9 protein-coding genes are annotated in these 11,555 nt (G+C 74.1%); 4 read left to right on the top strand and 5 right to left on the bottom strand.

Features of this window, described 5'->3' with window-relative positions:
- Positions 1-32 precede the first annotated feature (32 nt).
- Positions 33-1,931, top strand: coding sequence for a MoxR family ATPase (locus LX83_RS32175; RefSeq protein WP_253778243.1), 1,899 nt, complete (start codon positions 33-35; stop codon positions 1,929-1,931).
- Entirely contained in the window at positions 1,928-4,504 is a 2,577-nt protein-coding gene (locus LX83_RS32170; protein ID WP_253778242.1) for a hypothetical protein, read from the top strand. The genes LX83_RS32175 and LX83_RS32170 overlap by 4 nt, the downstream gene beginning before the upstream one ends.
- Positions 4,505-4,530: 26 nt before the next feature.
- Here the strand turns inward: LX83_RS32170 and LX83_RS32165 are convergent, their stop codons facing one another.
- The gene (locus LX83_RS32165; protein ID WP_253778240.1) at positions 4,531-5,307 is read right to left on the bottom strand and encodes an SDR family NAD(P)-dependent oxidoreductase; all 777 of its coding nucleotides are present in this window, start codon (positions 5,305-5,307) and stop codon (positions 4,531-4,533) included.
- Positions 5,308-5,603: 296 nt separating this feature from the next.
- Between LX83_RS32165 and LX83_RS32160 the strand changes: the two genes are divergently transcribed.
- Positions 5,604-7,604, top strand: coding sequence for an ABC transporter ATP-binding protein (locus tag LX83_RS32160; protein WP_253778238.1), 2,001 nt, complete (start codon positions 5,604-5,606; stop codon positions 7,602-7,604).
- A 42-nt stretch (positions 7,605-7,646) separates the two neighbouring features.
- Here the strand turns inward: LX83_RS32160 and LX83_RS32155 are convergent, their stop codons facing one another.
- The gene (locus tag LX83_RS32155; protein WP_253778236.1) at positions 7,647-8,387 is read right to left on the bottom strand and encodes a sugar isomerase domain-containing protein; all 741 of its coding nucleotides are present in this window, start codon (positions 8,385-8,387) and stop codon (positions 7,647-7,649) included.
- A 156-nt stretch (positions 8,388-8,543) separates the two neighbouring features.
- Between LX83_RS32155 and LX83_RS32150 the strand changes: the two genes are divergently transcribed.
- Positions 8,544-9,275, top strand: coding sequence for a DeoR/GlpR family DNA-binding transcription regulator (locus LX83_RS32150; RefSeq protein WP_253778234.1), 732 nt, complete (start codon positions 8,544-8,546; stop codon positions 9,273-9,275).
- Between the two features lie 59 nt (positions 9,276-9,334).
- On the opposite strand, the gene LX83_RS32145 is transcribed toward LX83_RS32150, so the two are convergent.
- The 3 genes from LX83_RS32145 to LX83_RS32135 all read right to left on the bottom strand — a co-directional run bounded on the left by LX83_RS32145 (position 9,335) and on the right by LX83_RS32135 (position 11,507).
- Complete coding sequence (locus LX83_RS32145) at positions 9,335-9,547, bottom strand: SDR family oxidoreductase (protein ID WP_301329231.1); 213 nt, start codon at positions 9,545-9,547, stop codon at positions 9,335-9,337.
- Between the two features lie 67 nt (positions 9,548-9,614).
- A complete protein-coding gene (locus tag LX83_RS32140; protein WP_407649714.1) occupies positions 9,615-10,175 on the bottom strand; it encodes a nucleotidyltransferase family protein in 561 nt (186 codons plus the stop codon).
- A 144-nt stretch (positions 10,176-10,319) separates the two neighbouring features.
- Positions 10,320-11,507 carry a glycoside hydrolase family 88/105 protein gene (locus LX83_RS32135; protein WP_253778232.1) on the bottom strand — a complete coding sequence of 396 codons (1,188 nt, stop codon included), beginning with the start codon at positions 11,505-11,507 and terminating at the stop codon, positions 10,320-10,322.
- Between the last annotated feature and the right edge of the window lie 48 nt (positions 11,508-11,555).

Here is an 11,555-nt window from a genome sequence, read left to right as displayed (position 1 = left end):
ACGACGAGGAGAAGCGGCACAGCGTGAGCGGCATGACGACGACAGCGACGATCGACGACCCGGCCAGCCAGGGCGCTGCCGACGCGCCGGCCGGCCCCGGGCGGGCACGCGCCTGGCAGCCCAACGCCACCTACGCCACCCGGCCGGCCGGGGCTGGCGGCGCCAGCCGGCTGGAGCGGTTCATCGAGGCCATGATCACCATGGGGCAGACCGGTCAGGTCTTCGGCGAGCACGGCATCGGCAAGACCTCCACGTTCCTGTCCTTCATCCCGGAGCGGTTTCCCGGCACCGAGGTCGTCCTGGTGCCGGCGGCCAACCTGACCCCGGACGACCTGCTGGTCAACGCGCCGGTGCGGGAGGACTCCAGCGGTGAGCTGGCGCTCGCCCAGCTGATCATGCGCCAGCTCTCACCCGGGCGGCCGTTCGTGCTGCTGATCGACGACTCGCTGCAGGCCGGCGACACCATCCAGGCCCAGCTGATGCAGATCGCCTGCGACTGGACGCTGGGCGAGCACGACCTGCGCGAGCTGGGCTGCGTGGGGGTGTTCCTCGCGGACAACGAGTCGCTGGCCGAGACCAGTGCCCGCCGCACCGACCTCGCCGTGCTCGACCGGATGGTGACGTTGCGGGTCAACGCCAACGACACGGCCTGGCGGCACACGCTGGCGCAGCGGTATCCGGAGTGGAACCTGCGCGAGGTGTTCCGGCTGTGGGCCTCGCTCTCACCCGAACTGCGTGGCCGGCTCTCGCCGCGCACCCTGGAGCACGTGCTGGACTGCGCCCGGGAGGGTTTCCCGCTGGCGTGGGGGCTGCCGCTGGTCAACGGGGTCCGGCTGGCCCTGACCGAGTCCGGCACGGACCGCAGGCCGGGCCGGGACCGCACCCAGGAGATCCTCGACCGGATCGCCGCCGCCCTCGGCGTCGCCAACCCGGACACCGTGGCCGATCCGGTGCGCCGCGTGCTGCGGGCGGCCATCCGAAACCGCTGGGCCGTGCTGCTGCAGGGGCCGCCCGGCTGCGGCAAGACCGAGATCACCAAGCAGGTGGTGCGCGAGGAGATCGGCCGCGACCCGGTGTACTTCTCGCTGCCGGTCACCAACGTCGAGGACCTGTGCGTGCCGGTGCCCACCCCGGACGGCACGCTGGACACCCTGCTCACCCGGTCGCTGCTCGGTGACGAGCCCAAGGTGCTGGTCTGGGACGAGTACAACCGCCCCAAGGACAAGGCCACCTTCGCCAAGCTGATGGAGGTCACCCAGGAGTGGTCGCTGGCCGGGCGGCCCATCTTCAACCTGCGCGCCCAGGTCGCGCTGCAGAACCCGCCCTACCACCTGGGCCGCAAGCTGCTGGTGTCCAGCAACAACATCGCCCAGGCCAGCCGGTTCACCGTCAGCTACGAGGTGCGGCCGGAGGACATCCCGGCCAACGAGTGGCTGATCGCCAGCTACGGCGAGGTCGCCGAGACCGCGCTGGAGTGGTGGAAGAACGACATCGACGACGAGGCGCGGGAGTGGATCACCAAGCGCACCCTGGAGCGGCTGATCAAGCTGCACCTGGCCGACCAGCCACTGCACCTGGGGCTGATCTACCTCGGCGACGGTGAGTACGCGCCGGTGCCACTGTCCAAACTGGAGGCGCGGCTGGCCGACCACCGGGTCATCGGCCTGGCCGAGATCGCGCGCGAGGTCGACTCGTGGGAGGCGCGACTGGCCACCGCCTCGGAGGTGTCCACCGAGGGCACCGACGACACCGACGCCGTGCACCAGGTGTTCGCCAACGCCGAGGTGTCCCAGCTGGAGCGGCACGCCGACGTGGTGGTCCGGCTGCTGCGCCACCTGCCGCCGAAACTGCGCGCCACCTACCTGGTCGGCCAGACACCCGAGAAGCAGAAGTTCTGGGTGGACGCGCTGAAGCGGATGGCCGGCCGATGAGCGCGCTGCCCACGGTTGCCCTCCGGGTGCTCGGATTCGGTCAGCCGGACGACGTGCGGGCCCTGTTCGACCGGGACCCGCAGGCGATGCGGTCGCTGTTGGCCAGCGCGTCGAGCATCCCGCCCGTGGTGGTCGACACCGCACTGGCCGTCGGCGGCCAGTGGCCCGAAGTGCTGGCGAAACGCTGCCTGGACAGGGGCCCGCTGCCCGAATTCTTCCCTCGGCTGGCCGCGGCCGGAAACCCGAGGGTGGCCGCCGTGCTGTACGGGCACAGCGAGTTCCGGAATCGGACCTGGAGCCTGCGCGCGCACCGGGCGCTGCTGGCCGAGGCCGACCCCGCTGATCCGCGCTGGCGGGCGGAGACCGGTCTGGTGCGGCGGTTGCTGGGCTCGGAGAACCTCGTCGAGTTGCGGGCCGCGGTGGTCGCTCCGTTCCCCGACCTGGTGCGCCACGTGCTCGTCACGGTGGGCGCGAAGCTGGACCGGGATGAGTGGTTGCGGGCGCTGCTGTCCCTGCACGAGCACGGCGGCGCGGCCGAACTGGCCGACGCACTGGCCGACGAGGCGATCCACGGCGCGCTGGAGACCGACATCGCCGAGATCGGGGCGGGTGCGGTGGCCGGCCCGGATGGCGTGGCCGCGTTGCGGGCGGCAGTGGCCGACGCGGAGGGGACGCCCGGCGCGGTCGCGAAACTGCGTGCCAAGCCGATTCGAACGGACGCGGTCCTCGCCCAGCTGGACCGACTGGACTGGTCCGCGGTCGGGGCCGCCCACCAGGAGCGTCCGTTCGACCACCGGGTGATCGAGAAACTGGCCGTGCGGGACGACTGCCCGGACGAGGTGGCGGCGGCGCTGTGCGCGGCCCACCCGAATCCCCCGATCCGGGAGCTGTTCGCCTTGGTCCGGCCGTCCGTGCTGTCGTCCCTGCTCACCACCATGCCGGTGGAGCGCATGTCGTCGGACGTGCTGACCGTGGTGGTCGAGCGGGCCCTGGGGGAGACGCTCTCCGGGGTGGACCTGCTGCGGCGCGCCCGCCCGGCCGTGACCGTGCTCGCCACGGCTCAGCAGCGGCGCGCGGACCGGAAGGCACGGCCGGCCGAACGGGACGGGTGGGCGGAGTTCCGGGCCGAACTCGGCCGGCTGGTGGCCGAGCGATTGGGGGCGGACGTGGCCGCCTGGCGGCTGCTCCGGGCCGACCTGCCCACGTTCACCGGCAGCGTGGCCGAACTGCTGGACAGCGTCGCCGCCCGGGCCGCGAGCACGCGCGGCGACCAGGCCGGGGCAGCGGCGGCAGCCGAGCCGTGGCCCAGCGCGGGTGGCGCACCCAAGCGGGGTCGGATGATGACCCTGTCGGAGGACCGGGCCGCCTTCCTGACCCTGCTCGACCTGGCCGCCACCGACACCCAGTTGGCGCTGCTCGCCGAGGTGGACGACGGCACCGCGTACGACCTGCTGGTGTGCGGCACCTGGCGGGCGGAGTGGCTGCCCTGGGTGTTGGCCGAGCCGGGCCGCCACCGGGATCGCCAGCTGCTGGCCAGGCACCCGAACCTGCCGGCCGACGCGGTCACCGCGCTGGCCCGGCTGGACGACCCGGCGGTCAACGCGGGCCTGATCTACCAGGCCAACGCGACCAGGCAGCAGCGCGACCGGCTGATCACCGGCCGCCCGTTCGCCGACCCCGAGGGGGACCGTCGCCTGCCCGTCGACCCGGAGCTGCGCGCCGCGCTGCTGGCCACCCGGGCGTGGCGTTGGCTGGGGCCGATGGTCGGCTGCGGCGACCCGGAGCTGATCAAGCACGTCTTCGCCTCGGTGCGGGTGAGCGGCACCATCCAGCTGCGCATGCTGCTCGGCCTGTGGGAACGCGGCGGTCCGGACGCGGCCGAGGCGGAGCTGGCGGCCCAGGCAGGGAAGTTCTCGGCGAAGTACAACGCCACGGTGCGGCGCCAGGTGAGCGCACTGCTGGCCGAGCCCGACCGCGCTGACGCGCTCCAGCGGCTGCGCGCCGCCGTGGCCGACGCCGAGTCGCCCGAGCGGCTCGCCCGCCGGCTGCGCGCCAGCGGCCTGAGTTCGCTGCACCGCCTGCGGGCCGAGGGCTTCGACTGGGACTGGGACCACCTGTGCGCCGACCACGCCCGCAAACCGTTCCCCGGCTCGGTGCTCCGGCTGCTCGCCGAGGTCGAGGACTGCCCGGAGGAACTGCGCTCGGCCGCCAGGCAGTCGTTCTTCCCGGAGGACCAGCGGCGGGCGCTGGCGCGGCTGGCGGCGGGCACACCCCCGGCCGAGGTGCTGGCCGAGATGCGCCTGGCGCCCGGGATGAGCTGGCCGCTGGTCGCGGTCGAGCGGGGCGGCATGACCATGGCCGACCTGGTCCACTTCGGACAGCCGGCCGCGGCGGTGCTGGCCATCGTGCCGGCCGACCATCCGGTGCACGCGGAACTGGGCGAGCTGGTGCGCGCGCACCTGGCCGGCAACCAGGACGCGTGGACGCTGGTCATGCGGCTGCTCCCGGACTTCGCCGGCACCATCCCGGACCTGCTGGAGAGCGCGGTACTGGCCACCCGGCCGGCAGGCTGAGGCGGGCCGGCCGGGGCAGCGGGCGGTCAGGCCACGTTGATGCCGCCGTCGACCTGGATCACCGCGCCGGTCAGGTAGCCCGCCTCCGGCCGCGCGGTCCGCACGATCCACCAGGCGATCTCCTCGGGCTGGGCGAGCCGGCCGAGCGGGATGCGGCGGCGCAGCTGTTCGCCGGCCTCGGCGATCTGCTCCGGGCTGAGCCCGGCGTGCGCCAGCACCGGCGTGTGCGTCACGCCCGGCGCCACCGACACCACGCGCACGCCGCGCTCGGCCAGCTCCACCGCCCAGGTGCGGGTGATGAAGTCCAGGGCGACCTTGGTGGCCCCGTACACCGAGTTGTTCGGCCAGCCCCGGAACGGCTGCACCGAGGTGACGTTGACGATCAGCCCGGAGCTGGCCACCAGGTGGGGCAGGGCCTGCTGGGCGAGGAACACCGGGCCGACCAGGTTGGTGGCCAGCTGCGCGGCCGTGTCCGCCCGGTCGATCTGTCCGAGCGGGGCGGGCCGGGTGATGGCGGCGTTGTTGACCAGCACGTCGATCCGGCCGAACACCGCCAGCGCGGCGTCGACGACGCGCGCTGGGCCGTCCGGGTCGGTCACGTCGGCCACCAGCGGGTGGATGGCCGGCCGGTCCCGCGCGGTCTGGGCCAGGGTTGTTCCGGTGCGGCCGACCGCGAGGACGCTGGCGCCCTCGTCGGCGAACCGCTGCGCGGTCGCCCGGCCGATCCCGGTGCCCGCCCCGGTGACGATCACCGCGCGCCCGGCCGGCGCCGGCTCGGAGTCGTTGCTCACCACATCGCTCACTTTCTTGGAGATAGTGCCGCTGACCAGGTCTGATCACGGCAACACCGATCGACTACCGGCACGCTAAACCCGGACGCCGGGGTCCGGGTCAAGTCGACGGTGTGGCCGGGGCGCCCGGGGGAAACCAGTGCGGGGCGAGTGGCGTGCGCACCGGTGGCGCGGTCGGATTGACCTCCAGTTAACTGGAGGTTGCAGCATGATCGGCGCGTTGGGAAGCGGTGGACACCGCCGCGCGTTGCAGGAGTGTTGGCCCGCTCGGACGGGTGGGCCAGGACAGTTGGGGGAGGAGCGGGCTGATGGATGGCTGGATGTTGATGCGCAGCGCCATGCACCGGGCGGACGCACCCAAGGGGGTTCGGCCGGGCACGGTGCGCCGCGTGCTGTCCTTCGCCCGGCCGTACTGGCGGCTGCTCGCGGTCTTCCTGCTGCTGACCGTGGTCTCCGCGGTCCTGGCCGTGTCCACCCCGGTGCTGGCCGGCCGGGTGGTGGACGCCATCGTCGGGGGCGGCGCCGCCGCCACCGTGATCTGGCTGGCGGTCGTCATCGCGCTGATCGCCGTGCTGGACGCCGGCCTCGGGCTGGTGGAGCGGTGGCTGTCCGCGCGGATCGGCGAGGGCCTGATCTACGACCTGCGGCGTGCCGTGTTCGAGCACGTGCAGCGCATGCCGGTGGCGTTCTTCACCCGCACCCGCACGGGCGCGCTGGTCAGCCGGCTCAACAACGACGTGATCGGCGCGCAGCGGGCGTTCACCTCCACGCTGTCCGGCATGGTCACCAACGTCATCCAGCTCGCGCTCTCGCTGGGCGTGATGTTCACGCTGTCCTGGCAGGTGACCGCGCTGGCCCTGGTGCTGCTGCCGGTCTTCGTGCTGCCCGCGCGCCGGATGGGCAACCGCATGGCCGACCTGCAGCGGGAGTCGGCCGGCCTGAACGCCGCCATGACCACGCAGATGACCGAGCGGTTCTCCGCACCGGGCGCGACCCTGGTCAAGCTGTTCGGCCGGCCCAGGGCCGAGGCGGCCGAGTTCGGCGAGCGGGCCGGCCGGGTCCGCGACATCGGGGTGCGCTCGGCCATGGCCACCCGCTGGTTCCTCACCGGGCTGACCCTGGTGTCCGCGCTGGCCCAGGCGCTGGTCTACGGGCTCGGCGGCTGGCTGGCGCTGACCGGCCAGCTCGCCCCCGGCACGGTGGTGTCCCTGGCGCTGCTGCTGACCAGGCTGTACGCCCCGCTGACCGCGCTGGCCAACGCCCGGGTGGACGTGATGACCGCGCTGGTCTCCTTCGAGCGGGTGTTCGAGGTGCTCGACCTGCCCCCGATGATCAGCGAGCGGCCCAACGCCCGCGCGCTGCCCGCCGGCCCGGTCTCGGTGGAGTTCGCCGGCGTCCGGTTCGGCTACCCGGCCGCGGACAAGATCTCGCTGGCCTCCCTGGAGGAGGTCGCCACCCTGGACACCCGGGGCGGCCAGGAGGTGCTGCACGGGGTCGACTTCACCGCGGCGCCCGGCCAGCTCGTCGCCCTGGTGGGGTCCTCGGGCGCGGGCAAGTCCACCATCGCCTCGCTGGTGCCCCGGCTCTACGACGTGGACGCCGGCGCGGTCCGGCTGTCCGGGATCGACGTGCGCGAGCTGAGCTTCGACGCGATCCGCGACGCGGTGGGCGTGGTCACCCAGGACGGGCACCTGTTCCACGACAGCATCCGGGAGAACCTGCGCTACGCCCGCCCCGAGGCCGACGACGCCGAGCTGTGGCACGCGCTGGAGCGGGCCAGGCTCGCCGAACTGGTGGCGTCGCTGCCGGACGGCCTGGACACCGTGGTGGGCGAGCGCGGCTACCGGCTCTCCGGCGGGGAACGGCAGCGGCTGACCATCGCCCGGCTGCTGCTGGCCAGGCCGCGCGTGGTGATCCTGGACGAGGCCACCGCGCACCTGGACTCGGAGTCGGAGGTGGCGGTGCAGGCCGCGCTGGCCGAGGCGCTGCGCGGGCGCACCGCGCTGGTGATCGCGCACCGGCTGTCCACGATCCGGGCGGCCGACCAGATCCTGGTGGTGGAGGCCGGCCAGATCGTGGAGCGCGGCAGCCACGCCGAGCTGCTGGCCGCGGACGGGCGCTACGCCGAGCTGTACCGGACGCAGTTCGCCGACCAGGCCGACGGCTCGGCTCCGGTGGACACCGGTGCCGCCGAGGCGAGCGAGATCACCCCGGGCGAGCTGGTGGCGGCCGACGTGGTCGAGGCCGAGGCCGGAGCGGTCGGCGGCCGGGCCCAGGCCGGCCCGGTCACCCCGGCCGCGACCGGCTGACCGGCCCTCGGGCCGACCGGTCGCGGCGCCGGGGACGTCGGCTCAGCCGAGTTGGGGGATGCGGGGCTGGTAGCGCCGCATCAGCTCGGCGTTGGCCGCGTCCCCGCCGGGCACGTTGGAGCTGCGCCACAGCGGCAGCGCCAGCTCCAGCTCCGCGGCCCGGTCCACCAGCCGCACCAGCAGCAGGTTCCACAGGAACGCGTTGGCCAGCGAGGACAGCGCCGCGGTGACCGGGTTGTCCACCGGATAGGCGGAGTCGCCCGGTGCCACCAGGTTGTCCAGCACGTGCGTGGCGTTCTCGGCCAGGGTGCTGCCGGCCCGGCGCGGCGCGGCGGCGCTGGCGGCCACCGAGGTGACGGCCACGACCGGGCAGCCGGCCTGGACCGCCAGGCCGGCCAGCTCGACCGGGTACGGGTTGACGCCGGAGGTGGAGAACACCACGAGCACGTCGTGCGAGCCCGGTTTGGTGTCGGCCAGCACCTCGGCGGCCAGGCCGGCGCGCCGCTCGGCCGCCGTGCTGGTCATGGCGCCGTGCATGGGCAGCAGCTCCGGGTGGTACAGCGGCTGCACGCAGGCCAGGCCGCCGGCCCGGTAGAAGGTCTCGGCCACGGCGGCCAGCGAGTGCCCGGCCCCGGCGGTGAACACCGTGCCGTCCGCCCGCACGCAGGCCAGCAGCAGTTCGGTCACGTCCGCCAGCGCGGTCGCGTTGTGCCGTTGCACCCGGTCCAGGTGGGTCCGGACGAGATCCCCGTAGTCGGACGCGGTACCGGCTTCGGCCGTCATGCTGGAGTACCTCCTCGCTGTTCCCGCCGGGCGCGGGAATGGTCCATACCACTGTGCCCGTCGCGTCAAGTCGGTGGCGGTGTGGCCGAGGGAATCTTGCCCATCGAACACGTTTTGTGTTCGTATCAACGGGTGGAGAGTGCGGAACGGCATGAAGTGATCCTCCGGGCCCTGCGCGAGCGGGACCGGGTACCGGTGACCGTGCTGGCCGAGTTGACCGGCTGCTCGGAGATGACCATTCGCCGCGATCTGGACGTGCTGGAGCGGGACGGCTGCCTGCGCCGGGTCCGCGGCGCCGCGGTCAACATGCTCACCGGCGAGGAGACGCCGTTCCCGCTGCGGGCCAGGCAGCAGGTCGAGGCCAAGCGCCGGCTCGGCGCGGCCGTGGCCGGGATGCTCGACGACGGCGAGACCGTGGTGCTCGACAGCGGCACCACCACCCTGGAGGTGGCCCGGTCGCTGGCCGACCGCCGGCTCACCGTGCTGCCGCTGTCCCTGCACGGCGCCGACGCGCTGCGCCCGGCCGAACGGGTGCGCCTGGTGCTGCCCGGCGGCGACCTGCGCGCCGGCGAGCTGACCTTCGTCGGGCCGCTGACCGAGTACGCCCTGAACACCATGCGCTTCGACACCGTGGTGCTCGGCTGCTGCGGGCTGACCGTGCGGGACGGCGTCACCGCGCACGACCTGGTCGAGGCCCAGGTGAAGAAGGCCGCGGTGGCCGCGTCGGCCCGGGTGATCGCCGTGCTCGACCACGCCAAGCTGGTGCGCACCGCCTTCGCCCGGGTGTGCGCGGTGGCCGAGGTCGACGTGGTGGTGACCGACCGGGACGCCCCGGCCGACCAGGTCGACCAGCTGCGCCAGGCCGGCGTCGAGGTGCACTGCGTGTGACACCGGGCCGCGCCTTCAGCTGACCGAGAAGCCGCCGTCCACGAACAGCGTCTGCCCGGTCACGCGAACACCGCGCGGGTCAGCGGGGTGCTGACGAAGCCCGGCGCGATCGCGTTCACCCGCACCCCGTGCCGGGACCAGGCCTCGGCCTGGGAACGGGTCAGCGCGGCCAGCCCCGCCTTGGCCACCCCGTAGGCGCCGCTGTTGCCGAACGCCCTGATCGACTGCTGCGAGGCGAGGTGGATGATCCGCCCCCAGCCGCGCGCGGCCATGCACCGTCCACTTCGGCCAGAACAGGATCGCAGCGCCAGCCCGGTGTGCCCCCGGGTCGGCGCCGGACTACGCCTCCGGTGCGGCCGGCAGGTCCTCGGGGCGGTCCACGTCGGCGCCGGCGGCCACGTCCCCGCACGGTACCTCCAGCACCGGGTGGCACCGCAGGTAGTCGCGGGCGCCCGCGTCACCCACGGCCAGTTCGGTCGCGCCGGCCCAGTGCCGCCGGCCCAGCAGCACCGGGTGCCCGGGCACACCGTCGAAGCTGGCCCTGGCCAGCACGTCCGGGCCGGCCAGCGCGGTGACCCGGCGCACCGCCTCGACCGTGATGCCCGGCATGTCCACCGGCAGCACCACCACCGCCTCGGCCGCGCTGTCGGCGAGCGCGGCCAGGCCGACGCGCAGGGACGAGCCCATGCCGCTGGCCCAGTCCGGGTTGTCCAGCACGCGCGCGCCGGGCAGGCTGGCCCGCGCGCGCACCTCGGCGCCGGCCGCGCCGACCACCACCAGCAGCGGGGCGCAGCCGGCCGAGGCGAGCACGGCCGCGGCCGACTCCACGAACAGCCGGCCGCCGTGGGACACCAGCGCCTTGGGCCGGCCGAACCGGCGGCCGGCACCGGCGGCCAGCACCAGCCCGGCCACCGAGGGACTGGCCGCCGGAGGCTTGGGCACCGGAGGCTTGGGCACCGGGGGATGGGGCACCAGGGGGTCGCCGCTCTCGAACGAGGTCACGTTCGCGAGCCTACGGCCGCCGCCGCGGCCGGGCCGGTGGGCTCAGGCCAGCTCCTCGCACATCAGCAGGAAGGCGCCCAGGCCGTGGATGTCGTTGGTCCTGCGCGGCCGGGCCAGGTAGTGCGCCAGGTCGCCGACACCGGTGCCGACGCAGATGTCCGCCAGGTTGGTCAGCCCGTCCGGGCCGACCGAGACCCTGTCCAGCACGCCCCGGTAGCCGCGCCGCGCCACCTGCTGGTAGCGGCCGGACACATAACCCCGGCGCACCGCCTTGGCGATCGCGTAGGTGTACATGGTCGAGGCCGAGGTCTCGGTCCAGTTGTCGGCCAGGTGGCCCTTGTCCACCACCTGGAACCAGCGGCCGGTGGCCGGGTCCTGGTAGCGGGCCAGCGCGGCCACCAGGTCGCGCAGCACCCCGACCACGCGGGGGTGGTCGGGATGGCTGGCCGGCAGCAGGTCCAGCACGTCCACGCAGGTCATCGCGTACCAGCCGACGGCGCGGCCCCAGAACTCCGCGGAGCGGTGGGTGACCGGGTCGGCCCAGCTCGCCCGGCCGGTCTCGTCGTAGGCGTGGTGCAGCAGCCCGGTGTCGCTGGCCAGGTGCCGGTGGTAGGTCAGCAGCTGCCGGCTCACCTCGTCGTCGACGGCGCCGGCCTGGCCGAACCGGTGGCCGTAGCCGATCAGGAACGGCAGCACCATGAACGCCCCGTCCGCCCACAGCTGGTGGCGGCGGTCGGCGGAGTCGTGGGTGAAGGCACCGTCACCGGTCCGCGGGTAGCCGTCCAGCGCCCGCCGGATGTTGTCCGCGGCCAGCCGGTACTTGTCCAGCCCGGTCTCGGCGTGCAGGACCAGCAGCACCGTGCCCGAGCGGACGGCGTCCAGGCTGTCCAGCGGGTAGTCGATCGTGCCGTCGTCGGCGACGATGCCGTCCACCCACGCCCTGATGTAGCGCAGGTAGCGCCGGTCGCCGGTGCGGCGGTAGACCCGGTACTGGCCGTCCATGTACAGCCCGTGCGCGTACTCCCAGTCGCCCAGGTCGCTGGCGTTGGGGAACCGCGCCATGGTCGACTCGGCCAGCGCCACCGCCCAGTCCCGGGACGCGCCCCGCCAGTGCGGGTCGGGCGCGGCCACCGCCGGGGGGACGACGCCGATGCCGAGGCCGAGCACGGCACCGCCGACGACCGCGCCGGTGGACCGGACGAAGTCGCGTCGTGACGAGAACCCCGCCATCCGAATCTCTCCTTCCGCCACGCCCGTGCCGGGCGTCCGAGCGGGCCC

This window comes from Goodfellowiella coeruleoviolacea (genome assembly GCF_024171785.1).
GTDB lineage: Bacteria > Actinomycetota > Actinomycetes > Mycobacteriales > Pseudonocardiaceae > Goodfellowiella > Goodfellowiella coeruleoviolacea.
Note: the sequence above shows the minus strand (reverse complement) of the source record. Positions and strands in the feature narration are given on the sequence as shown.

Bases quoted from the DNA above. Each gene is read 5' to 3' on its own strand.
- LX83_RS32175 (WP_253778243.1), top strand. From the start codon at position 33: ATGACGACGACAGCGACGATCGACGACCCGGCCAGCCAGGGCGCTGCC.
- LX83_RS32170 (WP_253778242.1), top strand. From the start codon at position 1,928: ATGAGCGCGCTGCCCACGGTTGCCCTCCGGGTGCTCGGATTCGGTCAG.
- LX83_RS32160 (WP_253778238.1), top strand. From the start codon at position 5,604: ATGGATGGCTGGATGTTGATGCGCAGCGCCATGCACCGGGCGGACGCA.
- LX83_RS32155 (WP_253778236.1), bottom strand. From the start codon at position 8,387: ATGACGGCCGAAGCCGGTACCGCGTCCGACTACGGGGATCTCGTCCGG.
- LX83_RS32145 (WP_301329231.1), bottom strand. From the start codon at position 9,547: ATGGCCGCGCGCGGCTGGGGGCGGATCATCCACCTCGCCTCGCAGCAG.
- LX83_RS32135 (WP_253778232.1), bottom strand. From the start codon at position 11,507: ATGGCGGGGTTCTCGTCACGACGCGACTTCGTCCGGTCCACCGGCGCG.